The 26,178-nt window shown below is 35.6% G+C and carries 19 protein-coding genes; 8 read left to right on the top strand and 11 right to left on the bottom strand.

What is annotated here, in order from left to right; translation table 11 throughout:
• Nucleotides 1-40: 40 nt before the first annotated feature.
• The 3 genes from speA (at nt 41) to F596_RS0105005 (ending at nt 3,069) form a co-directional block, all read left to right on the top strand.
• Nucleotides 41-1,933 (top strand): biosynthetic arginine decarboxylase, encoded by a 1,893-nt coding sequence (gene speA / locus F596_RS0105015; RefSeq protein ID WP_008449602.1) that lies wholly within the window; start codon nt 41-43, stop codon nt 1,931-1,933.
• A 154-nt stretch (nt 1,934-2,087) separates the two neighbouring features.
• Nucleotides 2,088-2,600, top strand: a complete 513-nt coding sequence (locus F596_RS0105010; protein WP_024992651.1) for an RNA polymerase sigma factor — start codon at nt 2,088-2,090, stop codon at nt 2,598-2,600.
• On the top strand, nt 2,590-3,069 hold the full coding sequence (locus F596_RS0105005; RefSeq protein WP_008449609.1) for a pyruvate ferredoxin oxidoreductase: 480 nt from the start codon (nt 2,590-2,592) through the stop codon (nt 3,067-3,069). The genes F596_RS0105010 and F596_RS0105005 overlap by 11 nt, the downstream gene beginning before the upstream one ends.
• Nucleotides 3,070-3,354: 285 nt before the next feature.
• Here the strand turns inward: F596_RS0105005 and F596_RS0105000 are convergent, their stop codons facing one another.
• The 9 genes from F596_RS0105000 to F596_RS0104960 all read right to left on the bottom strand — a co-directional run bounded on the left by F596_RS0105000 (nt 3,355) and on the right by F596_RS0104960 (nt 12,792).
• Nucleotides 3,355-6,126 carry a hypothetical protein gene (locus F596_RS0105000; protein WP_024992650.1) on the bottom strand — a complete coding sequence of 924 codons (2,772 nt, stop codon included), beginning with the start codon at nt 6,124-6,126 and terminating at the stop codon, nt 3,355-3,357.
• Between the two features lie 15 nt (nt 6,127-6,141).
• Nucleotides 6,142-6,378, bottom strand: a complete 237-nt coding sequence (locus F596_RS0104995; protein WP_019036090.1) for a hypothetical protein — start codon at nt 6,376-6,378, stop codon at nt 6,142-6,144.
• Nucleotides 6,379-6,868: 490 nt separating this feature from the next.
• Nucleotides 6,869-7,807, bottom strand: coding sequence for a helix-turn-helix transcriptional regulator (locus F596_RS0104990; RefSeq protein WP_019036089.1), 939 nt, complete (start codon nt 7,805-7,807; stop codon nt 6,869-6,871).
• A 22-nt stretch (nt 7,808-7,829) separates the two neighbouring features.
• Nucleotides 7,830-8,621 carry a TIGR02757 family protein gene (locus F596_RS0104985; RefSeq protein WP_019036088.1) on the bottom strand — a complete coding sequence of 264 codons (792 nt, stop codon included), beginning with the start codon at nt 8,619-8,621 and terminating at the stop codon, nt 7,830-7,832.
• Between the two features lie 52 nt (nt 8,622-8,673).
• Nucleotides 8,674-9,126, bottom strand: coding sequence for a thioredoxin-dependent thiol peroxidase (bcp, locus tag F596_RS0104980; protein ID WP_024992649.1), 453 nt, complete (start codon nt 9,124-9,126; stop codon nt 8,674-8,676).
• 140 nt (nt 9,127-9,266) lie between these two features.
• A complete protein-coding gene (locus F596_RS0104975; protein ID WP_019036086.1) occupies nt 9,267-10,160 on the bottom strand; it encodes a hypothetical protein in 894 nt (297 codons plus the stop codon).
• Nucleotides 10,160-11,200 carry an NAD-dependent epimerase/dehydratase family protein gene (locus F596_RS0104970; RefSeq protein ID WP_019036085.1) on the bottom strand — a complete coding sequence of 347 codons (1,041 nt, stop codon included), beginning with the start codon at nt 11,198-11,200 and terminating at the stop codon, nt 10,160-10,162. Before F596_RS0104970 ends, F596_RS0104975 begins: the two co-directional genes overlap by 1 nt.
• A gap of 1 nt (nt 11,201) precedes the next feature.
• Nucleotides 11,202-11,921 (bottom strand): IspD/TarI family cytidylyltransferase, encoded by a 720-nt coding sequence (locus tag F596_RS0104965; RefSeq protein ID WP_019036084.1) that lies wholly within the window; start codon nt 11,919-11,921, stop codon nt 11,202-11,204.
• Between the two features lie 37 nt (nt 11,922-11,958).
• Nucleotides 11,959-12,792, bottom strand: coding sequence for a LicD family protein (locus F596_RS0104960; protein WP_019036083.1), 834 nt, complete (start codon nt 12,790-12,792; stop codon nt 11,959-11,961).
• 247 nt (nt 12,793-13,039) lie between these two features.
• Between F596_RS0104960 and F596_RS0104955 the strand changes: the two genes are divergently transcribed.
• A complete protein-coding gene (locus tag F596_RS0104955; protein WP_019036082.1) occupies nt 13,040-14,485 on the top strand; it encodes a lipopolysaccharide biosynthesis protein in 1,446 nt (481 codons plus the stop codon).
• A 213-nt stretch (nt 14,486-14,698) separates the two neighbouring features.
• Here F596_RS0104955 and gpmI read toward each other — a convergent pair whose 3' ends face one another.
• Nucleotides 14,699-16,216 carry a 2,3-bisphosphoglycerate-independent phosphoglycerate mutase gene (gpmI, locus tag F596_RS0104945; RefSeq protein ID WP_024992648.1) on the bottom strand — a complete coding sequence of 506 codons (1,518 nt, stop codon included), beginning with the start codon at nt 16,214-16,216 and terminating at the stop codon, nt 14,699-14,701.
• A gap of 220 nt (nt 16,217-16,436) precedes the next feature.
• A complete protein-coding gene (purL, locus tag F596_RS0104935; RefSeq protein WP_019036080.1) occupies nt 16,437-20,180 on the bottom strand; it encodes a phosphoribosylformylglycinamidine synthase in 3,744 nt (1,247 codons plus the stop codon).
• A 225-nt stretch (nt 20,181-20,405) separates the two neighbouring features.
• Here purL and F596_RS0104930 point away from each other — a divergent pair, with 225 nt between their 5' ends.
• The 4 genes from F596_RS0104930 to F596_RS10840 all read left to right on the top strand — a co-directional run.
• Nucleotides 20,406-21,266: an OmpA family protein gene (locus F596_RS0104930; RefSeq protein ID WP_019036078.1), complete on the top strand. Its 861-nt coding sequence runs from the start codon at nt 20,406-20,408 to the stop codon at nt 21,264-21,266.
• Nucleotides 21,267-21,443: 177 nt separating this feature from the next.
• Nucleotides 21,444-23,138 carry a phosphoethanolamine transferase gene (locus F596_RS0104925; RefSeq protein ID WP_019036077.1) on the top strand — a complete coding sequence of 565 codons (1,695 nt, stop codon included), beginning with the start codon at nt 21,444-21,446 and terminating at the stop codon, nt 23,136-23,138.
• A 500-nt stretch (nt 23,139-23,638) separates the two neighbouring features.
• Nucleotides 23,639-24,868 carry a site-specific integrase gene (locus F596_RS0104920; protein ID WP_008449768.1) on the top strand — a complete coding sequence of 410 codons (1,230 nt, stop codon included), beginning with the start codon at nt 23,639-23,641 and terminating at the stop codon, nt 24,866-24,868.
• Nucleotides 24,869-24,932: 64 nt separating this feature from the next.
• Nucleotides 24,933-26,178: site-specific integrase (locus tag F596_RS10840; protein WP_019036076.1), on the top strand; the 1,246-nt coding region annotated here is incomplete at its 3' end.

Here is a 26,178-nt window from a genome sequence, read left to right as displayed (position 1 = left end):
ATAAAGATTATTTATAAAAGTTAGTATATACAATAATAAAATGAAGAAGTGGACGATAGAAGATTCTAAAGAACTTTATAATATTAATGGGTGGGGGACATCTTACTTTGATATTAATGAGAAAGGTAATGTATGTGTGTCACCATGCAAAGACAATACGGAGATAGATTTACGTGATATCATGGACGAGTTGGCTTTGCGAGATGTAACACCGCCAGTGTTGCTACGTTTTCCTGATATTCTTGATAATCGTATCGAAAAAACTGCATCATGTTTTGATCAGGCTAAGAAAGAATATAATTTTAATGCAGAAAATTTTATCATCTACCCTATTAAGGTTAATCAAATGCAGCCTGTTGTTGAGGAAATTATTACACATGGGCGAAAGTTTAATCTTGGACTGGAAGCTGGCTCTAAGCCTGAACTTCATGCTGTTATTGCTGTACAATGTCAAAGCGACGCATTAATAATTTGTAATGGATATAAAGATCAAAGTTATATAGAATTAGCTCTGTTAGCTCAGAAAATGGGTAAGCGAATCTTTATAGTAGTAGAAAAATTAAATGAGATAGATCTTATAGCACATGCTGCAAAGAAACTTAATGTTAAGCCAAATCTTGGTATTCGTATTAAGTTAGCTTCCAGTGGGTCAGGGAAATGGGCAGAAAGTGGTGGTGATGCTTCTAAATTCGGATTAACCTCTTCAGAGCTACTAAATGCCCTTGAGCTATTAGATAATAAGGGATTGCATGATAGCTTAAAGCTTATACACTTTCACATAGGATCACAAATAACAAAAATACGTCGTATACAAACAGCTCTTAACGAAGCTGGACAATATTATGTTAATCTTCGTAAGATGGGATATAATGTAGAGTTTGTTGATTGTGGTGGCGGACTTGGAGTGGATTATGATGGAACAAGATCCTCAAGTAGCGAAAGTTCGGTGAACTATAGTATACAAGAATATGTTAATGATTGCGTGTATACTTTTGTAGACGTATCTGATAAAAATAATATACCACACCCTAATATTATTACCGAAAGTGGTAGAAGCTTGGCAGCTCATCACTCAATATTGGTCATTGATGTTCTTGAAACGGCATCTTTGCCTGAAATGTCAGACGATTTTGAAGCAAAAGAAACTGATCATCAATTAGTACGCGACTTGTATGATATATGGGATAATCTTGATAAGCGTAATATGTTAGAAGATTGGCATGATGCCGAACAAATACGAGATCAGGCTTTAGAGCTCTTCTCTCATGGCATGGTAGACTTAAAAACAAGGGCAGAGATAGAAGCAATGTATTGGAGCGTGTGTCATGAAATAAACAATATAGCTAAATCTATGAAGCATGTTCCTGATGAGCTTCGTAATATGGATAAGTTGTTAGCAGATAAGTATTTTTGTAATTTCTCCCTCTTTCAGTCGTTACCAGACTCTTGGGCTATAGATCAGCTTTTCCCTGTCGTTCCTATACAACGCCTAAAAGAACGTCCAACACGTAAAGCAACTCTTCAGGATATTACCTGTGATAGCGATGGTAAAATAGCCAATTTTGTGGCAGATGGTAAGAGCAGTCATGTCCTTCCTATACATGCTTTGCGACGTAACGAACCTTATTATATAGGTGTGTTCCTTGTAGGAGCATATCAGGAAATTTTAGGAGATATGCATAATTTGTTTGGTGATACTAATGCTGTTCATATATCGGTAAAGAATGGTAGTTATAATATTGATCAGATATTCGATGGGGAAACGGTAGAAGAAGTGCTTGAATACGTACAATATAAGCCTAAAAAACTTGTTCGCCAGCTTGAGATATGGGTAACAAAGAGTGTTAAAGAAGGTAAGATTTCTATTGAAGAAGGTAAGGAGTTTCTTAGTAATTATCGTAATGGCCTTTATGGTTATACATATTTAGAGTGAGTTTTTTACTTGTTTCTATAATATAATTTAGAAGGTGGTGGTAGGAATATTCTGCTATCACCTTTGCTTTATGAATAAAAAAAAAGTTAAAAACAATATTTTTGCATAGTGTTTTGTAACTTTATAAAGTAACTAATCGTCTTTTATATAGAAGATGAAGAAAATCAGTTTTCGGAATGATGTCTTGCCGTTAAAGAATGAGCTTTATCGGTTAGCCCTTCGGATAACAATGAATAAAGAAGAGGCTGAGGATATTGTGCAAGATACTTTGATAAAAGTATGGGATAAGCGTTCCATTTGGAGTGATATTAGTTCAATAGAGGCTTATAGCTTTCGTATATGTCGTAATTTATCGCTTGACAGGATAAAGAAAAAGGAGAATAAAAACGATTCGTTAGATGAGAGTTCCTTTGCTTCTCTCTCTTCTGCGAATTCTCCACAAGATAATATGATAGCAAAAGATGGGATAGTAATAGTAAGGGAAATTGTAGCTTCATTACCTGAAAAGCAGCGTAGCTGTATGCAGCTTCGTGAGTTTGAGGGGAAATCTTATAAAGAGATTGCCGATATATTGGCCATATCTGAAGATCAGGTAAAGGTTAGTATTTTTCGAGCAAGGCAAACTGTAAAACAATTATATTTAAAATTAGACAATTATGGATTATAAATATATAGAACAACTTTTAGAGCGTTATTGGCGTTGTGAAACTTCTCTTGAGGAAGAAGAGATACTTCGTACATTCTTCTCACAGGAAAAAGTGCCAGAGCATTTGTTGCAATATAAATTGTTATTTAGTTTTGTAAAACAGGAGAAAGATGATAATGTTCTTAATGATGAGTTCGATGAGAAGGTTTTGTCCATTATTGATGAAGATAAGCCTATAAAGGCTAAGGTGATAACTTTTCGTTATCGATTATTGCCTCTTTTTAAGGCAGCAGCATTATTGGCTATAGTTCTTACTTTGGGTAATGCTATAAATGGTGCTTTTTCTACAGGAAGCGGCTCTTCTTTGCCAGTGAGTGTAGCTAATTCTAATAAAACATCAGAGGGGCCTTCAGTGGCTAAAGCCGATTCGCTGCATAGTGATTCGCTTCAGCACAACATATCAGTAACTACTTCTACAATAACAAAATAAAGAAAACAGCTTTCTAAATAAATAATCATTTCATTAAAACATTATTTCTAATCTAAGTATTATCCTTAAATGGGAAATCTTGGATATTATATTTACTAAAGGCGATATTTCATAAGAAGTATCGTCTTTTTCTCTATATATGTTTTTTCTTATGTTGGTAAACGTAGTTGCTTTTCTGAACACTTTTGTGGATAGCTAACAATATCCTCACTGTAAAGAAAGTTCTCCCCATCTTCATTTTATAAAGATGGGGAGAAAGATATTTTGAGATAAATAAAACTTTATCTATTCATCTTTTACAGGTAGTACAGTATCAGCTTCAGCCATGTTATTATATATTTCACAAGGTTTATAATTTCCTTGACCCAAGAAAAGAGAACATCTTGAATTATTTTCTTTGTCAACAGTGCTATTGCTTGTGGCTAATTGATAAAATCCTTGTGCATCTGGATATGGAAACGTTTTATCTTTTATCACATATACATCAGGTTCTAATTTTCCATTTTGATAAGTTAAGTTCCCCGTCATTGATATAAATAAAGATTCTTTGTTATTATCGGTTTTGAAGGTCCAACCATATTTATCTTTATCGTAGCCGGTACCTTCTTTTTCCATTTTTGTGAAAGTATTTACAGGAGGTACTTTATATCCTACAGGACATGGGTCGTAAATGGTCTTAACATTATTGCTAAGTTTAAGGTTTTCGTCTAATATAGAAAAGTTAGCAGACCAAAGATTAAAATATGTATTACTACACCAATTTGTCTTATAATCATAATTTATTAGCTGATTTGGATTCTGTATAGCATAAGCTAAAGTTTTTGTACCATCAACACAGGTTATTTTCCCATCTTGCGCATGTGCAACATCACCTGAAAAAGGATCTTTTCGTCCATGTTGATAATAATTAGTATAAAACAAGTGTTTTGTAATAGTCTCTTGCTCTACTGTAAACTTACTTCGTATTTTATCATTATTAGTTTGTCTGAATACTAATTTTACTTTTCTTGGATGTTTTTCATTAGGTCCATATAAAAAAGGTATATAGCCTAATGGTAATTTAGCTACGTGACGTTGAGTTCCGTACATATCTGTTAATTGTACAGTTTTTCCATATTCTTTTGCTGGAACAAACCACAGGTGCCACGACCACATAATGGTATTATTTTTGTTTTTTACTGCTATTAAAGCATTGCCGCTCTTAATTTGATCTGAAGAAACTGTAAATGTTAAGTAATCGTGACCTTGCGCCCCACTTACTATGTTAGGTATAACACTTAACATGTTTTCTCTATCCTCCCAAAGAAGTTCTGCTTTTATGGCTTTATCGTTAGCGTTATCTTCATTTATATAGGGAGAAGTTATTTCTTTACCAGCATAGTTTATAAAAGTATCAAGCTTCTTATCATTTTTATGTGTTTCACCTTTATACTTAAAGGAAGCCTTATTAGTTCCTCCATTCTTAATAGCATTACCATATACCAAAGGAATGGAATAGGTACCAGGTGAAGAAATAATATAACAATTAGCGGTTTCTTCTATGTTTGATTCACCATTTGCATTTGCAAGGTTATAAGGCTTAGGTGCTTTTTCAGTTTTATCAAATTCGTTATCCCACGGATATGAAGTTGTTAGTTTTAAAGGTGTTATTTCTATTTTACCTTCATTACGTCCACCCTCACCTAATTTTGTAACCAAATTAAGCCAGTCAGGGGTAGAATTTTCATGTAGCTTATTATCACTATCTTCATATCCAACATATTCCCATGGTGCATTTTCAGCATTCTCATTAGGTCCTTTTTGTAAATAACTAAAAACCGAAAATTGAGCCTCTTTAGCATTAATAAAGATGAGTTTAGGTCCTTTGGTTATTAATGTATTTAACGATTTGTGAGCTGATAATTTTAAGATTTTTGTTTGTCCAGCGTCAAATTTCCCTTTATCAAGGGGAACCTCAAGATATTGATCTTTGTCTTTAAAATCATTATGTAGTGTGAGGCAAACTTTAATATCTGCATAATCTTGTGGAATAACAAAAAATGTATTACCATCACCACCTGACCAAAATTCTTCTCCGTCGTCTCCTTTCTCTTTACATGGATCTTCACCTAATGTTATTGTATTATCGTCGTCGTTATTAAAATTTTTAATACAAGTTAAAGATAAAGTGCCTTTATCATCTTTAGAAAAGCTCCAAGAACCAGAAGGTTCTTTTGCAGTTGGGAAAGTATATATTCCTTTGGTAACTATATTTTTTAGTTGTACTGCTGTTAGTGTTATCTCATCGGGTAATTTGCCTAAATTGATAGAAAATTGTACAGCAGTTAACGCAGGAAGTAATTTAAGCTTTATGGGATCATCTTTTGCTTGAGTATTATAGTTTACATCTGTACTTGCTGCCAATAAATCGAATTGTTTAGAAACATCATTAGGACATTCAAACTTGATTTGAGGTAATTGTTCTTCCTTGTTATAAGTATATGCTACTTTGGAACTTTCACCATTCTCATCAGAAGTACTTTCATTCGTACATAAAGTAACAAACTTACAGTATGGCTTATTATACGACCATAAATATTTTTGTGGATTATTTGGATCTTCTTCAAAGGTTCCCAATCCCTCTTTATTAATATTTAATGTCTCTTTATTTAACCATTCATCATATTTGTCTTGCTCTTTTCCCTTCCTATAACTCCATAATGATAATTTAATTTCATTTTCATTAAGATAAGAAATATCTGCAGGTATTATGTCCCCACGTGTTTTAGCTTTATTTTTAGAAGAAGAAAAGATACCATTAATAGTTCTATCCTGTAACCACATCTTTTTACCTTGAAACATGGTTTCTGATATGTTGCGAGCTTCAATGCAGGCGTCAGCTGGCTGTGCAGCTCTGCTATCTTTTGTTAGCTGATTGTTTTGTACTACTTCTGCTATAAAGTGTAGCTGTCCGTCTTTGCTATTATTATCTGTACTAAATATTTCGTCAGAACAAGACATTGCACATATCCCAAAAGCAAGGAAACATGCAAATATAAAATGCTTATAAAAGTTCATTTTCATTTTGCATATTTATGGGTTAATAATAGTAATACCGCCGAAGTTGACATCGCCATCATCAGAAGTGATGCTAATATTTCCATCGCTACCTAAATTGATATTGTCTTCTTCTTTTTCACGAGGTGTTATTGTCGTCGTTTCATTAACAGGTCTTCCCGTTGCAGCCAAGATTACACACTCTTTAAGTAATGGATAAATTTCTATCGTAGGCTTAAGGTACTTGGCTTTTATAAGTTTTTCTTTTTCCATAACTAAAAAAAATGATTAGTAGTATATAAGCCAAAATTTGCTTTGATTATCCTATATTTGCAAATTTAGTAAAAGATATAGATAAAACAAAGCATTAGTGGATAAAATTATTTAGTTGATTCTTATAAAGTTGTTGTAATTATTTGAAAGAGAAATAGTTAATGAATAGTGTTAAAAACTAAGTTTTGTAAATAGCCTGCTTATGAGTAGTTTTATAGTGGGTTAATTATCAAGTAATTAGCATTAGAGCTGTTCTACCAATATACTGAAATCTGCATAGATGTTATTAAAAGTTTATCTTCAAAGTTAAACTAATCTTTTAATAATCTACTCTTGAAAGTTCTCTTAAAATATCGTAAGGCTTTCATCTTGTCAGCCGTTTCAGATATATAGAGCGGGCTTATATTATGTTTAAATGAAAACTCGTTCAAACTATCTATTGCGTCCTAAAAACATTATCTTAAAATAAATCTCACGCAAAAATAGATATTTATTTTGTTTTTTGCTTACCGTTTATATCTTTCTTTAAGAAGTTATTTTGCATCTGTCTTATTTCGTTATGTATGTAATCTATAAATTTGTCATTTCCTAATATTTCGATATCTTTATTTAAACCTAAAACAAATCTTCCTATGCCTCGGTAATCGCACACTTCTAAATTTAATATCCAGTGTTCATTATCTTCTTTTTCTATAAATCGTCCTCCTTGAGGATATTCTTCTATAAAAAGATTAAATGCAACTCTGCCCATACGTAGTGTAACAAGATGCTGCTTCTCGCTGCTAAACATAAAAATATCAGTGAACATTTCCTTATGCATATCTTCGCGTAACCATGGAGTATCGAGCAGCTCTACACTTTTCATTCTTGCCACTTTAAAGGTCTTATTTATCTTAGATCTTAGCTCGTAGCATCTTACGTCTTGAGAGTTATTCATCAGGAAGAAAGGTTCTACTATACGATCTCGTACCGAGCTACTGTTTAAGCTGGAGTATCCATATATAGTTACCATTTTTTTCTCTCTTATGGCTTGTGTAATAACTTTAAGATTATCATCTATTTGTTTACGTAGAGTAGTATTATTAATATTAGATAAATTGTATGCATTATCAAGACGATAACGTAAGTGGTTAATGGTTTCGTTATTAATTCCTGATGACGTAAGAACATCATAAATAGCATGTATCTCATTATCTGTGAACTGCACGCTGTTTAACAATTTAGCTATAAATGGTGAGTGATAATCTATATGATAATATCCTTTGTTCTTAAAAATAATAAATCCTGAACGTCTAAGGAAGGAGATAAGATAATAAAGGTTACGTCTGGAAATATCTAACTTTTCGCATAGCTCTTCTATAGAAAAATCTGTTCTATCCACTAACAGTTGAATGAGCTCTAACTGATTTTTAAGTTTATCAAGTCGCATAAGTAGTAATACAGGTTATCTTTTATTTTGAATTTATTCCATAACCAAAGAGGGCAAAGTCGCCTTTGAGAGGGTCGTCAGGAAAAACTTTACATAGCTGTATGGTTATTTGCTGTGCTGTTTTCATAGAAGTAGTTTTACTTTTGTTTAGACCTAAGCGAATAGATTGTTGTAAGACATGAGTGTCTAACGGAATTATAAGCGACTTTTTTTCAAACATATCACTCCATATTCCGAGATCTACAGGGGAGTTATCACGCACCATCCAACGCATAAACATACATATACGTTTGCATGAGGAGATGGTGTTTTTGGGGATAATTCCAGAAAAGCCATGAGCATGGAAATAGCTGCATAGTATTTCTATAGCAGATATGGCTTCTGCTTTTATATGTTTGCTTTTGTGTAGAGTATTAATGTTTTGACGAATATATTCCTTTAAGCTGCCTTTATTGATAAACATCTCTTGTAAAGATAATAAGAAATGGCGCATCATATTATTAGAATATAATCGATAAAAGCTTTTCGTGTTATTTGGTATATCATGCAAGAAAGCCCCTTCTCTAACCCATTGATATGGCTCGTTATGTGTAAAATCTAATATGTTTTGTAGTTTCGGCATAAACGCCTTACGGTTACCATAACTTAAACAGGAGGCAATGAAAGCCATTGTCTCCTGATTTTCTATACCTTTTACTTGATGCATAAACCACGAAGGGTCGCCTTGTAAAAACTCTATAGTTTCATACTTTTCGGCTAAAAATAATAGCTCTTTTTTTATATTTTCAGGCAATCTGATAGCAGTTTTTAGCATAAGGGAGATATTAACTATAAAGTGTAGTGTTTTTAAAGGATATATATTATGCTTATAAGCCTAATATTTGAGAAGCATGCTCTTTAACTTTTATTTCTTTAGGGTTAAAAATATGCTCAATAATCCCCTCTTCATTGATAATAAAAGTAGTACGGAAAGTACCCATATAGGTACGACCACACATTTTCTTTTCACCATAAACACCAAAAGTTTCTACAAGTTTTAAGTCAGTGTCTACAATAAGAGGAAAAGGAAGATTATTCTTTTCTATAAACCGTTTATGAGATTTTTCATCTTGAATGCTTGCACCTATCACTACATAACCTTGTTTTTGTAGCTCGCTATAATTATCACGCAGGTTGCAAGCCTCTGTGGTACACCCCGGAGTAGAGTCCTTAGGGTAAAAGTAAAGTACTACCTTTTTACCTTTATAATCGCTCAACTTAATTTCTTTACCATTCTGATCAGTTCCAAGAACATCAGGAGCTTTATCGCCAATTTTCATCATATAATAATATCTTTTATATATTTATTACTTATTGCAAAGATAGTATTTCTTATGCAAAATAGCACACATTATGCTTTTTTTATTAAAAGCTAATGCTTCTTTCTTTATTTTTTTAGGAGAAAGGTTTTTATAAAATACTATCTTTTTAATTTTTGAAATCGCTTTTGATTCACCTTTTTGTAGTTATATCCAAAAAGATGTTTTGTTATCTTACGAAAATTGTAAGTAGCTACAAAGCGAAAAATATCTTTTAAAGGAGGGTGTTTCTCCATATAAATGCTATGTGGAACATGTACAAAATAAAAATCTACTATGGAATCGAAAGCAGAAAACTGCTTGTTAGGTCTTTCAAAGAGCCATGTTTCAGAATAAAACCGGTTATTAGCAATAATATTTGAATCGAAACAGGGTAAGGTACGTATAAAGTCGGTACGAGCCCACCAAAAACTACCACTATACATTTTGTGTTTTTTAGGAGGCCAACGATAACAGCCATAAGTATCATAGCCTTCCGAAAGAACGTTTACAGCTACTTTCCATTTATAAAAAACAAAATACTCTAACAGTTCACGCCATGCATCTATCTTACTACGAAAAGACATAAACTGTTTGTCTTTGCTATCAACCATTTGATAGCTTATGCCTTTAGAATGGAAATAATATAAAAAAGCATCTTCTTTTATACTCAATTTTCTAATAAATTCGAGGGCAGGATATTCATAGCATTTTGGATCTTTATGAAAAGCTACCAGCTCGACATTGTTACTATCTATTTTCTTCTTTAGCTTTTCTATATTTTCTTCGTTATCACTTATACAGCTGAGATAGAGCTTTTTGGTAACACTTAATAAACCGCTTTGCTTTAAGCTATGTAGCTGAGCTTCTGCAAGTTTTTCCCACCCTTTATCCATTAAGATATGGTATACACCATATATGGGCTTATCATTATGCGGACTATGATTCCATTTGCTTAAATCTACTTTTGTATAAGTATGAAAGATACTATTATATAAATTTCTAAAAATTCCCATTACACCGTTTCTTTAAAACTTGCTATTAAGCGATCGAACATTTCACTAAGGTTGTACTCTGGCTTCCAACCTAAAGATGCTAACTTTTTAGAAGATAGACGTAGCTTAGTAGTGGGTGAATAACCTAAACCTTCTTTGATGTCAAATATTAATTTGCCAGTAGGGTGATGATTTTCTAAGACCATCTTAGCCATATCCTTTATAGATATGTAACTTTTCTCGTTGGCAACATTATAAGCCTCACCCTTATTACCCTTTATCATAATAAAAAGAATAGCCGTAATTGCATCTATTGTGTAACAGTAGCTACGGCAAAGTTCTCCTGTGGTATTTAATACAATGTCCTTATTATTTATGGCAGCTTTAGCAAATTGGGCAAACACTCGGTTATCATTCTTTGCTACACCTGCGCCAAAAACTTGTGCTAATCGAGCTACCTTAGCATTTACATCATACTCTATGGCGTAGTTATGGCAAAGAGCTTCTGCGGCTCTTTTAGCTAAAGGGTAACTACTACGTGTAGCCATAGGGTCGATATAACCTTGTTTATCTTCTGTTAATAGTGTAGAATCGTCATATATCGTACCATAGACCTCTAAAGTGGAAGCTAAAACAAAAGAAGACAAACCAGACTTTTTAGCATATTCTAATAAGCTGTTAGTGCCAAAATATACTGTGTTCATTGTTTCTATAGGCTCTTCTATAAATGTCTTTGAAGCAGTAGGAGCAGCAAAATGTATTATGCTATCAATATGTTCTGGTGCTTTAAAAGGAAGATGTTTATTAAAGTTATGTTTGAAAATGTCAAAATAGTTATTCTCATTTCCAAACATTTTGTGTGCCTTTTCTGTATTGCGTACTATGGCAATAACGCGCAAGTTAAGATTATATAGCTTGTTAAGCTCTAATAAAGCCATAGTCATGCATGAACCTAATAGCCCTGTAGCTCCTGTTATGGCTATGGTCTTTTTGCGGAGAGCTTCTGATAAGGGAAAAGAGGCTGCAAAATGTAGTATGTCCTGACGTAATGTTTTATTCATGTTAAAACCCAAAAATCTGTTGATCTTCTCGAACAGCAATCATTGCACGAAACACGAAAAAATCGGTAGGTGTTGTTATTTTTATATTTTCCATAGGCCCTATAATAGTGCCTAATATTTTGCCATAATGGCTCATCATGGTGCAAGAGTCGATAAAATCGTGCTTGTTTATCTTTAAAGCTTTACGATGTACTTCTAAAATGTCTTTTAAAAGAAAGCTTTGTGGAGCACGTGCTATAAGCGAGTCTTTGCGTGAGGGAATGCGCAAGCTTTTATCTTCTTGCCTTACTATAAATGTTTCTGTAGCTGGTGCACAGGTTATACAGCTACCGCATTCTGCCACTTTCTTTATATTTTCGGTTATAGTTTCTTCATTTATTAATGGGCGGACACCATCATGTATAAGTACTGTGGCATTGCTACCTTGTGAATATTCTTCGGCAGCACATAATCCTTTATAAATAGAATCTTGCCCCGTTTTTCCTCCGGGTACAATCTTAACGACTTTGTTAATTTCAAATTTACGAATAACTTTTTCTAAAAAAGGTATCCATTCCTCAATGCAAGACACTATAATGGCATCTATCATAGGGTGATTATCAAACAGCTCAAGAGTATAAATGATAATAGGTTTGCCATTAAGCTCTAAAAACTGTTTTGGTCTTCCATTGGTGTGCATACGCTGACCAGAGCCACCAGCAAATATTACGGCTATATTCATAACTAAAAAAAGTATGTAAACACGAAAAAATGTTTGTTTAATCAATAAAAACTATATCTATCTTATGTCTATCTCGCTTGTTTTTTGGAGGAAGTTCCATATATTTGCCATAAGCAATGCGGCACAATTCTTCAGGATTAGCAGGACCTTCAAAAGTGTACCCTTCAAACGTTATATCCTTATGTGGAAACATAATATTCTCTGGGTTTTGCTCATAAAACCATGCACCATAAGAGTGCATATAGTTAGTAGGATTGCCAAACATTTTACCAAAGACACGAAAACATGGGAACACTATATTATGCAATATTGTGTAACATAACTGTGCTAAGTGTGGGTGTTTACCAGATAATTTTAGATTGACATTAACCGATAGTTTTGCAGCTAAATGTTGCAGCCAAGGTATCATATATCCCTCATAGGGGAATATGTCTATATGTAAACCGCGGTAGTGCTGAGCTTCATGCATTCGTTTGTCTTCGCTGTTGCTGTTGTCATGGCTTCTGTTTTCGCTCTTTAAGTCGCGTAGGCAAGCCCATTCTTTATAAAATCCACTATCGGTGGTGTTATCTTGCAATACGTATTGTGGATGTGGATGTGCTTTAATATAATTGCATAGACGGTTAAAGTCTCGTTGATGCACTACAAAATCAATATCATCATCCCAAGGAATAAATCCCTTATGCCTTAAAGCGCCTAAAACATTGCCACCATCTAATCTGCAAGGTATTCCTATGGCTTTAGCTGTTTGTTGTAGATATATAGCCATGTCAAGCAATCGTAGCTGGGCGCGCCGCAAAACAGATCCGTCAGGATTATATTCCTTACGCAACATTTCTTGTGTTTCGCCTGTATTAAAAGTTGTTACCATTACTACTTATTCCTTTGTTATTGCAAAAATAATATTAAATGATGGACGAGCAAAAGAAAAGTATTAATCTTTTATCTTCTTTTAGTAAAAAGTTAATAAACTACGATATAAACCTCTTTAGGAGGTATCATATATTTTTATAGCATGTTATTATGACGGTTTTATTTTGGTAGGTCCTTTGTTTTATAGTACTTTTGTAAAAATCATTATGTAAAGTAAATAAAACTATTTCTCCGCAACTCTATATATGGAAAAAGAAACGTTAAAAGAAAAGACTGCAAAAGGATTGCTCTGGGGAGCATTTAATAATGGCTCTATGCAAGTTCTTAATGCTGTTATTGGCATTTTTCTTGCTCGATTGCTTTCTCCGTCCGACTATGGCTTAGTAGGTATGCTTGCTGTTTTTACAGCTATTGCAAGTGCTCTGCAAGAGAGTGGTTTTACTTCTGCTTTAGCTAACATGGAAAAGCCATCAGATAACGATTATAATTCAGTATTTTGGTTTAGTACTTTTATAAGCTGTATTTCTTACACGATACTTTTTTTTGCAGCTCCATTGATAGCTAACTTTTTTCATCAGGTAGAGCTTATCTCGCTTTCACGTTTTCTTTTTGTTTCGTTGATATTTTCTGCATTAGGAACAGCGCACACTGCTTATCTTTTTAAAAATATGATAGTAAGGGAAACAACAATCTTGCGCATACTATCCTTAATCTTTTCAGGTATTATAAGTATAATATTAGCTTTTAAAGGGTATGCTTATTGGAGCTTGGCATGGCAACAATTTTTGTTTATCGCTATTATGAGTATTGGCAGATTTTTTATTACACCATGGCATCCATCTCTTAAAATAGACTTCAGCCCGATAAAGAGAATGTTTTCTTTCAGTTATAAGATATTACTAACAACTATTATAAACTCATTAAGCCAAAATCTACTTACTTTTATCTTTGGGCGTTTTTATTCAGCTAAGGCTGTAGGCAATTTCTCACAGGCTTTCAAATGGGATACTATGGCAAGCACTTTTGTTTCAGGCACAATAGCAATGGTAGCACAGCCTATCTTGGTAGAGGTAAATAATGACAGAGAGAGACAGATAAAGATCTTCCGCAAAATGCTTCGTTTTACAGCTTTTTTAGCTTTCCCTGCAATGTTTGGATTGGCTATGGTGGCAAACGAATTTATAGTTCTTTTGATTTCAGAAAAGTGGGTAGATAGTATCCCTTTGCTTCGTATACTATGTATAAGCGGTGCTTTTGTTCCTTTTTATATAATGTATCAAAACTTGATAGTAAGTAGAGGTAAGTCGGCTATTTATATGTGGTGTACTGTAGCGTTGATAATTGTTCAGCTATCTACGGTGTTAACATGTTTTCATTATGGTATTGTGATTATGGTAAGTATATATACTTTTGTTACAATACTATGGCTTTTTGTATGGCAATATTTTGCTAATAAGGAGATAGGCATACGCCTTTTAGATGTGCTTAAAGATATATTGCCTTATCTTGTTATTACACTTATAGTGATGTTTATTACTTATTTTGCAACTACTTTTATTCATAATAAGATAGTTCTTTTGATAGTTCGTCTTATAATGGCTTCTTTTCTTTACTTTATTATCATGAAGATTTCAGGCTCGCAAATATTAGAAGAGTGTATCAGATATTTTTTGAGAAAAAAGCAAAAGTAGTAAAAGCTCTTCTAAAGGAAAATGAGCAAAGATATGAAATGAAGATAAACTAAAAACATATATATAAAGTTGTTTTTCATTTCTTAATAGTTATATAATAAAAATGTAGTGAAACAGATACCTGTTTCACTACATTTTTGTTTAGATATAACCTTATAAAGGAAAAGCTTATAAGCATTTTCCTCTATAAGGCTCATAGAGAGAATATATAAATTAATCTTCTATTAAGTTTTCTCCTGTCATTTCCTTAGGCTGCTCTAAGCCCATTATATGTAGGATAGATGGTGCGACGTCAGCTAAACGTCCGTTTCTTACCTTTGCAGAATTGTTATCTGTAACATATATAAAAGGTACAGGGTTTAGCGAGTGAGCAGTGTTAGGAGTACCATCTTCGTTGATAGCATTATCAGCATTACCGTGATCGGCTATGATAATAGTTTCATAATCATTAGCTTTAGCTGCTTCTATAACTTCCTTAACGCATTTATCTATCGCATATACAGCTTTAGCTATGGCATTATAAATGCCAGTATGGCCTACCATATCACCATTAGCGAAATTTACCACAATAAAGTCGTATTCCTGAGTATTGATAGCTCCTATAAGTTTGTCCTTTACCTCATATGCACTCATCTCAGGTTTTAAATCATATGTAGCTACCTTTGGAGATGGCACTAATATACGATCTTCACCATCGTAAGGTTGTTCACGACCACCATTAAAAAAGAAAGTTACGTGTGCATATTTCTCTGTTTCTGCAGTATGTAGTTGTTTCTTACCTAAAGAACTTAGATATTCGCCTAAGGTTTTCATAACATTTTCCTTAGGATAAAGGATATGTACGTTATGAAAACTTGCATCATAAGGAGTCATACAATAATATTGTAAGTCTTTAATGGTTTTCATACCTTCATCTGCCATGTTTGTTTGGCTCAATACTTGGGTCAATTCTTTTGCACGGTCGTTACGATAATTGAAGAAAATAACTACATCGCCTTCTTCTATATTACCGTTTACATTGCTATTAGTAATAGCTTTTATAAACTCATCTGTAACACCCTCTTCATAGCTTTCTTCTACAGCCTTTGCTACATCGTCAGCAGGTTTGCCTTTACCATGTACTAATAAGTCGTAAGCCTCTTTTATTCGTGCCCAACGCTTATCTCTGTCCATAGCGTAAAAACGCCCTATAACAGAAGCTATATGTGCTCCATTAGCATCGCAGACCTTTTGTACTTCTCTTAGGAAACCTGCACCACTTTTAGGATCGGTATCACGTCCATCCATAAAACAATGGACATAAACATCTTTCAGACCATATTCCTTACCTATCTCTATCAACTTAAACAAGTGATTTAATGAAGAGTGTACACCACCAGTAGAGGTAAGCCCCATAAGATGTAGCTTTTTCCCTGTTTTTTGTGCATAGCTATAAGCGTTTATTATCTCTTGATTTTTTAATATTTCGCCACTTTGGCAAGCCTTATTAATCTTTACAAGATCTTGATAAACTATACGACCTGCACCAATATTTAGATGCCCTACTTCTGAGTTACCCATCTGTCCATCAGGCAAACCTACATTTTCGCCACAAGCTTGTAGCTCAGAATGAGCACTAACAGCATTTAAATAATCAAGAAAAGGTGTTGGTGTGTTATATATAACATCGCCTTTACCATGTAAACCGTTACCCCAACCATCTAAAATCATCAATAAAGCTTTCTTTGCCATAATTATTTCTTTCTATGTTTTGTTTTAAATTTCTATATTCTATATATGCAAAGGTACTGAAAACCCATAATATAGCAAAGAAAATAGTTGTGTTTTGAAAGTATAATATTTTTATTTTAAGCCTTATGATATCAAAAATAAGCTCTTTATATAAAAAAGAAGAAAAACGCATTAGGCGAGTTATACCCACCTAATGCGTCTTTGTATAAAATAAAATATTTTATAGATGTTTTTCTATCCAACGGCGTGCATTTACAAAGGCCTCTATCCAAGGTGTAACTTCATCGTTTCTACGGTTAAGAGGATACCAAGCTTGCTGCCAAGGGAAGATAGCGCGTTCCAAGTGGGGCATCATAGCAAGGTGTCTTCCGTCAGTAGAGCATATACCTGCTACGTTATAATCGGAGCCATTAGGATTAGCAGGGTATTCTGCGTAGTTATATTTAGCTATGATATTATACTTATCTTCTGGCTCTGGCATATAAAATCTACCTTCTCCGTGAGCTACCCAAATACCAAGTTTGTTACCACTTAGCGATCCAAGCATGACACTATTATTATTAGGAATAACCAAACTAACAAAACCACTTTCAAACTTCTTACTCGTATTGTGGCATAAGTGTGTACGATGTTGATGCTCTGGATTAATGAGATTGAGTTCTACCATTAACTGACAACCATTACATATACCGAGAGAAAGGGTGTCTTTTCGTGCATAAAAAGCATCTAAGGCTTTCTTGGCTTTCTCGTTAAAAAGAAATGCTCCAGCCCATCCTTTTGCCGATCCAAGCACATCAGAATTAGAGAAGCCTCCACAGAAAACAATTAAGTGGACCTCTTCTAAAGTTTCGCGCCCACTGATAAGGTCGGTCATCATCACATCTTTTACCTCAAAACCTGCTAAGTACAAGCTGTAAGCCATTTCGCGCTCGCCGTTAGTACCTTTTTCGCGAATTATAGCTGCTGTGGGTAGCTTAGTGTGGGAGGTGAGTGATTTTTCTTTCCAGCGATCAGCGTTCAGACCATATTGTGCTAATGTTCCTTTAAAATTGCTGTTGAATGTCATTTCTAAAGGTTGTTTCTTATAGTTTTGAAAACGCTTTTTAGCCATTCCGTTGAGGCTTTGATTACGATCTAAGAGATAAGATGTTTTGTACCATATATCACGCATCTCATCAATGTTTAGCTTTAGATTAAATTCTCCATCTGTAAGGTTAAGCTCTCTTCCTTCTTCTACAGGGCAGCCTATGCGAGCAAAACCTATATTGTTTTCCTCTAAATAATTTTTTACATCTTCATAATAAAAATCATCTACCTGTATAATAACACCTGGATTTTCTGCGAAAAGCTTCTTAATAATATCATTTCCCTGAATATCATGAAGATTTATTTTTAAGCCTCCATGAGTATTGGCAAACACCATTTCCAACAGAGTAGTTATTAACCCACCTGCAGAAATATCATGCCCTGCAAGTATCCAGTTATTGTTTATCATTTCCTGTATAGCTTCAAAACAATCGCAGAAGTATTGTGCGTCTTTTACAGTAGGCACATCACTACCTACTTTACCCAAACTTTGTGCAAATGCTGAACCACCTAAACGAAGCTCGTCATAACTAAAGTCTATATGCAGTAAGCGTGTTCTCTTTTTATTAACGAGTACAGGGGAAACAACTTTCTTAACATCTGACACTTCACCACCACTGGTAACAATAACTGTTCCGGGAGCTATTATCTTATCACCATTAGGATATTGTTGTGTCATAGAAAGCGAGTCTTTGCCTGTAGGAACATTGACACCAATAGCACAGCAGAAGTTAGATAAAGCCTTTACAGCGTTATATAGACGTGCGTCTTCACCTTTTTGTGAGCGGCAAGGCCACATCCAGTTGGCTGAAAGGCTTAAAGAGTCCATTCCATCTGTAAGTGGAGCCCACACGATGTTAGTAAGAGCTTCAGCTACTGATAGTATAGAGCCTGCTTCAGGATTAGCTAAGCCAGCTTGCGGAGCATGGCCAAGGGCGGTAGCGATACCACTCTTACCACGGTAGTCTAACGATACTACACCACAATCGGATAAAGGTAATTGTATCTCACCCTGACATTGCTGACGTGCCACTTTACCGGTTACCGAGCGATCGACCTTGTTTGTAAGCCAATCTTTACATGCTACAGCTTCCAGTTGTAGCATATCATGTATATATTCTTTAATCTTAATAACATCGTAGGTGGTATCTTCATAAGTACGTATCACTGTTTCGTCTCTCATAATGGTTTTAGGTGAGTGTCCAAACATCTGTGCCACATCAAGGTCGAAAGGTTTAGTACCATCTGTTTGCTCAAAGCTAAAATGAGCATTTCCCGTAGTTTCACCCACTACATACATCGGAGCTCGTTCACGCTCAGCAATCTTCTTTACGTGAGCAAGATGTCTTTCATCTATGAGCAGCCCCATTCTCTCCTGACTTTCATTCGCAATAATCTCTTTAGCACTCAACGACTTATCGCCAATAGGCAATTCTCCCATATCTATCTTGCCCCCACAGTCTTCTACAAGCTCGCTCAAACAATTAAGATGCCCTGCAGAGCCATGGTCATGGATACTAACAACAGGATTATGATCTTCTTCCACTAAAGCCCTCACTAAGTTGTAAGCTCGCTTTTGCATTTCAGGATTTGCTCTCTGAATGGCATTTAGCTCAATACCATTAGAGTAACGGCCAGTATTAACAGAGGAAACTGATCCTCCTCCTAAACCTATGCGATAGTTATCTCCACCTACAACTACTATCTTATTGCCAGCTTGTGGGGTGCCCTTTAAACAATCGCGTTTAGTGCCATATCCCACACCCCCTGCAAGCATAATGACTTTATCATAAGCATATTTTTCATTATTTTCTTGATGTTCAAATGTAAGAAGAGAACCTGTAATGAGAGGCTGTCCAAACTTGTTTCCAAAATCGCTTGCTCCGTTAGATGCTTTTATTAATATTTGCTCAGGACTTTGATAAAGCCATTGACGTACGGGAAGCAAGCGTTCCCATGTACGTAACGTGTCCGATTTTTCTCCTTTTTCTTTTAGACGTGGATAAGATGTCATATATACAGCCGTACCTGCAATGGGCCAAGATCCTACGCCACCACCCATACGGTCACGAATCTCCCCACCTGTACCAGTTGCAGCACCATTAAAAGGCTCTACAGTAGTAGGGAAGTTATGAGTTTCTGCTTTAAGGGAGATAACGCTTTCTATGGGTTTGATATGAAAGTAATCGGAGGTAGACTGGTCTGCGGGAGCAAATTGCTCTATGATAGGACCCTTAGAAAAGGCGACATTATCTTTATAAGCAGAAAGAATATTTCCAGGATTCTCTTTTGTCGTTTTCTTAATAAGATTAAACAAGCTGCTTTCTTTTACCTTGCCGTCTATGATGAACTCTCCTCCGAAAATCTTATGCCTACAATGCTCACTATTTATTTGAGCAAAACCAAACACTTCTGAATCGGTTAATGGTCTGCCATTTTCTGTTTCTATTTTTTTAAGATAAGCTATCTCTTCCTTTGAAAGAGCTAAGCCCTCTTCTTCATTAAATAGTTCAAGGTCATCTACGATACGAATAGGTGATGGGGTAATCGAAGTAGAAAAAAGGTCTTGATCAAGGCCACTATACATACGTTGTAGCATGGTGTCGTACTCGGCTTCAGGGCTACTCACGGGGTAATATTCTTCTATACGAAAAATGCCGCTAAGACCCATGTTTTGTGTAATCTCAACGGCATTTGTACTCCATGGAGTAACCATTTCTCTGCGAGGACCTACGAAAGTACCTTTTAGGTGTTTTTCGTTTAAGAAACGAGCTTCGCCATATAACCAACAAAGTGCTTTAATCTCTGCATCAGATAGAGGGTGATTGGCTTCGGTTGCAATCACATTCTTCTGCTGGGTTCTAAAGAAATGGATCATTGTTTAATATCTAAATTAGGTGTTATTAATACGTTGCAAAGATACTATTTTCAAATGGAAATAATACTATATATTACACTTAATATATCATGTGTATATCAAAATGTAATAAAACAAAACAGCTATTGGTTAAAAATAATTAAACCATCTACGCTTTTCTTGTTTTCTAATACCATAATAATAACTTTGTAAAAAAGAAGAATTTTATTAAATATCAATACTATTATGAAGAAAGTCTATTTTATTATCAGTGTTTTAGCTGCTACTTTAGCTTTTTCAAGTTGTGCAAGTAAGAAAGATTTAGATAATTGCCGTACAGAAAATAATAAGCTGACAAACGATTATCAGAGTGCAAAGGAAACCATAGCTGCAAACAATGCACGTATAAAGAGTTTGGAAGATCAGTTAGCGCAAGCAAAAGAGAGTGCTGCAGCGTTACAAGGTAGCTTAGATAAGAGCTTGACAAGTGCTAATTATAACAATATTAATATAGCTAAGCTGGTAGATCAGATTAATGAGAGCAACCAGTATATACGCCATCTTGTCGAGGTGAAAACTAAGAGCGATTCGCTCAATATGGCTCTTCAGAATAATCTTACGCGCTCATTGAGCAGAGAAGAGCTAAAAGAAGTAGATATACAAGTTTTAAAGGGTGTAGTATATATATCTTTGGCCGACAATATGCTATATAAGAGTGGTTCGTATGAAATCAATTCTCGTGCAGAGCAAACTTTAAGTAAGATAGCTAAGATTATTATGGATTATAATAATTATGATGTTCTTATAGAGGGAAATACAGATAATGTGCCTATTAATACTACTAATAAAATAATGGCTAATATCCGTAACAATTGGGATCTTTCAGCGCTTCGTGCTACTTCTGTAGCTAATTATTTACAGACCCGTTTTGGGGTAGATCCAAGCAGAATAACTGCTGGAGGTCGTGGTGAATATAACCCTATTGTGGGGAATGATACAGAGCTGGGACGTCAGCGCAATCGTCGTACACAAATAATAATTACTCCAAAGCTCGACCAGTTTATGGACTTAATAGGTAAAGCACCAAAAGATACTGAAAAAAAATAACAGAAATATAAATATAAAAGCGCAAGTCTGTTTTTAACACACTTGCGCTTTTTTTTTGAATAAGATTATTTTTTGATGGTAGATAATAAAAATTAGATTAAAAAACATTAACTTTGCAAACATTTATAAAGCATCACTGTTTTATATAACATTAATAATAATATAAAGATAAAACTAATGAAACCTTTTTTAAAGGAAAAACTAAAGGACTTTAAAAGTCTATTCGTTAAATTTGCAGTAAATAATTTTGCTTTTATAACTATAATTCTGCTTTTTAATCTTACTATTTTTTATGTAGCTTCATCTTTTGGAAGAGGTGTACATTTGTTTCTTTATGCCACTTGTTTAGTGACTTTAATTGCGCTATTTACAGAATGTACAATAAATAAAATAATACGAAGGATTGTACGTAAAATAATTATAATCTTCGCAGGTATAGTGTTTATAGGCGATTTGTTCTTTATATATCATTATCAAGGGTTGCCCGATAGAGCTATAATAGAGGTGTTACTTGCTACTAATGTTTCAGAAACGTGGGAATATGTAGAGACTAATTTGTTACATTGGTACCTATATGTAGCCCTAATAGTAATTTCTTTTGCAATATATGCTGCTATTAAAATGCTTAAAAAGATAAGTTGTAAGCCAAAGGTAGGGGCGATATTTGCATTTTATCTTTTCTTTGCTATTGTTTTCACTACTGTGAATGTTGTAAAAGATTTCTTTAGGCAGAGTGATACAACTATTGGATATTTAGAAAGAAGATGTTGTCCATTGGTAAGAACTATAACTAACGTATGTGATGGTATTACTAATATGAGAAATTTTGAGAGAATGCTTAAGGCAGGTAATACTAAGCCTAAGATATTGAGTAATAATAGTTCTATCCCATATATTGTTTATATCTTAGGCGAATCAACATCACGTCATTATATGGGAATATATGGTTATCATCTTAACAATACACCATACATGAGCAAGCGATATATGAAAGGAGAGCTGTTAAGATTTAATGATGTTATCAGCCCTCATGGAATGACTATATTAGTGTTACAAGATCTTTTTACTTTTTATCGTCAACATGCAAAGGGACAATGGTATAATTATACCGATCTGTTCAGTATTTTAAGGGCAGCAGGGTATAATACAACATGGCTTTCTAATCAAGAGTATTCTGGGAGCTATGGTAATCATGGGAGAATATATGCTGAGCGTTGTAATAATAAGGCTTTTACACGGCTAAGATCAGAAGATGGTTTTAATATGAAAGAACCTTATGATGAATCGTTACTGCCACTATTAGATAAGACTTTAAAGCATAATAAAAGCAAGAAAAACTTTATAGTTTTACATTTATATGGTACACATACTCGGTATAGCGAACGTTATCCAAAGACTTTTAAAGAGTATTCTACAAAGCAAGTGAAAGGCTCTAATAAAGAAATGAAGGAGCTAAGAGCTTGTTATAGCACTGCTGTGCGTTATAATGATAGCATTATGAATGCCATTATAAAACGTTTTGAAAATAAAGATGCAATAGTTATTTATACTTCAGATCATGGTGAGGATCTTATGGATATAAATGATAAGGTAGCAGGGCATTCAGAAGTAGGTATAAATACTCGAATGGTGGAAATACCTATGCTGATTTATATTTCTAAAACTTTTCGTACAAAGCGTCCTAAACTTGCACAAAGGATACAGCTATCTATAAATAGACCTTTTATGACTGATGATATGATTCATTCTATTTTAGATATAATGGGAATAAAAACAAGTGGATATAACCCTAAATTAAGTGTATTTAACAAACAGTTTGATGCTAAAAGGAAGAGATATTGTGGTAAAAAGCTTTACAGAAGAGAGTCATAGTAAAATATTATCTTTTGCAAACAGAATAACAAGCGTTCTTTGTTAAGCAGAAAATAGCAAAGCCAATTATCTCACTCGTTTCCAAATCGTTATCTGTTCAGTTTAACAAACAAGGTAATTTGTTTATTTCCAATTAGTTATATATAAGGAGTCATGTTGGTGAGCAAAACATCACCTTTTGGTGAGCAAAACATCACCTTTTGCCATCCAACTAATCAAAGAAAATGAAGTAAAATCGAAGTTGGTGTAAACTGACTGATAATAAGCAGGAAACGGAACAATTTGCATAAAACTGCCTCTTTCAAAAAGGGCAGCAATATGCAGATTTAGGCAGAAGTTCAGTTACCAGAACGTTACTCGATTCTAGCATAGGTAACGATGGAGTAATATTCGGTAACTGAATTATTTTCGCTCGTGTGGCTGTTGCTTCGGTCGGCAGTTTTCTGCGTAAGTGAGGAACGCTTTAATTCGGGTAACTTTGCCCACAGAAATTAAAGCGTATGAAACAAGGAAAAATGAAGGTGTTGCTCTACCTCAAAAAGAGCGGTCTTGACAAGTCGGGCAAAGCCCCGATTATGGGGCGGATAACCATCGACCGTTCCATTGCCCAGTTCAGTTGCAAACTCTCCTGCAATCCCGATTTGTGGAATCCCCGTGAGAGCCGAATGGACGGAAAGAGCCGTGAGGCGGTGGAAGTGAACAGCAGGTTGGAAAACCTGTTGCTGTCCGTTCAGTCTGCTTATCAGTCCCTGCTCTCCAAAGGATGCCCGTTTGACGCAACCGATGTGAAGGAGCAGTTTCAGGGCAGCGTGCAGACACGGTGCATGCTCATCGAAAGGCTGGACATACTCATCAAGGAAAAAGAAAACCATGTAGGTATAGACATCAAGGAAGGAGCCATACACGGCTACCACTCCACCCGGATACATTTACAGAAGTTTATTCAACGGAAGTACAAGGTTTCGGACTTGGCATTCTCGCAACTTACAGAGGATTTTATCCATGAGTTCCAGCAGTATTTCTTAGGTGAGTGTGGTTTTCAGGAAAGCACGTTCTATAATGTAGCCACGCATTTGAAGACGGTATGCAGATTGGCATACCGTGAGGGATTGGCAGACACGCTCCTTTTTGACAAGGTTAAGATATCAAAGGGCAACAAGAAACTCCCCAAGGCACTCGACAAGGAAGCGTTGGAAAAGCTGAAGGCTCTCTGCTTTGAGGATTTGGAGGAAGAAATGGAAACGGCAAGGGACATATTCCTCTTTGCCTGCTATGTTGGTGCAGCCTATTGCGACCTGATGGAACTGAGCAAGTCCCACCTTGTCCGTGATGATGAAGGCAAAATGTGGCTGAAATTCAACCGCCACAAGACAGGCGTACCCTGCCGTATCAAGTTATTGCCCGAAGCCATTAGGCTGATAGAGAGGTTTCACTGCGATGAAAGGGAAACACTGCTTCCCTATATCAAGTACAAGAGCTATCAGACCTGTCTGAAAGCCCTGCGGCTTCGTGCAGGCATATCGTTTCCATTTACCACTCATACCGCAAGGCACACCTTTGCAACACTCATCACGCTTGAACAGGGTGTGCCTATTGAAACGGTAAGCAAGATGCTGGGACATTCCAACATAAGCATGACGGAACGCTATGCCAAAGTAACTCCACTGAAACTTTTTGAGGAGTTCGACCTTTTCCTCTCTTTTACAGGTGATATGCAGCTGACTATCTAACGATAAAGTCTCATCATCTTATTTTTTTTCATCCAATCAATCAAAACATTAAAGCATCAAGACAATGAGAAGTACATTCAAGATAATGTTCTATATCAACAGACAGAAAATTAAGGCAGATGGCAATACCGCCATTCTATGCCGTATCACCATAGACGGAAAAAGCACAACCATTACCACGGGCGAAGAATGCAATCCCTCCGAGTGGAACACCAAGCAGGGCTTGACGACAGACAGGAAAACCAATCAAAGACTCCATGAGTTCAGGGAAATTGTGGAAAAGACCTATCAGGATATACTGACAAGGGACGGAGTGGTAAGTGCTGAACTTATCAAGAACCACCTGCAAGGCATAACAGAGAATCCGTCAACCCTCCTTGCCATGAGCAGGGCGGAGCTGCAAGCACTCAAGGAAAGCGTTGGAAAGTCAAGGGCGGAGGGAACTTATCTGAATCTGTCCCATTCTGACAAGAACCTCCGTGAGTTTGTGGAAGATAAAGGATTGCAGGACATATCCATTTCCACCATTACGGAGGACTTGTTTGAGGAATATCGCTTCTTTCTCAAAAAGCGCGGATTAAAGGGAACGACCATCAACAACTATCTCTGCTGGCTGAGCAGGCTGATGTTCCGTGCGGTCAGCAAGAGGATTATTCGCTGCAATCCTTTTGAGCATGCCAAGTATGAGAAAGAAGAAAAGAAGATACGCTTCCTGCAAAAGAGTGAAGTTGCTAAACTTGCGACAATGAAAATGAATGACAGCGAGGCGGAATTGGCAAGGCTGATGTTCGTCTTTTCCTGTCTTACGGGACTGGCAATCGCTGATATGGAAACTCTGCAATATGGGCATATCCAAACGGCAGCGGGCGGGAGGAAGTATATCCGAAAGGAACGTCAAAAGACAAAGGTGGAGTTCGTTGTGCCGCTGCATCCAATAGCGGAGGCCATTATCCGCCATTGTTGGGAAGAACAGGAGGGAAACGAAGAACTGCAGACGGTGAAAGAAAAAGGCGACAGCCTTGTCTTCCCCCGTAGTTGCAGCCGTAGCGTAATGGGCAAGAACCTGTGCATTGTGGGCAAGGCTTGCGGTATCAGAGAACGGTTGTCCTATCATATGGCAAGGCACACTTTCGGTACAATGAGTTTAAGTGCAGGAATACCCATTGAGAGCATTGCCAAGATGATGGGGCACGCCTCCATATCAAGCACGCAGATTTACGCGCAGGTGACGGACAGGAAGATTTCGGAGGATATGGACAGGCTCATTGCCAAGCAATCTGCAAAAGAGAAAGAAATTGCGGAGAGAGAGG

Source organism: Prevotella amnii DSM 23384 = JCM 14753, assembly GCF_000378745.1.
Taxonomy (GTDB): Bacteria; Bacteroidota; Bacteroidia; order Bacteroidales; family Bacteroidaceae; genus Prevotella; species Prevotella amnii.
Note: the sequence above shows the minus strand (reverse complement) of the source record. Positions and strands in the feature narration are given on the sequence as shown.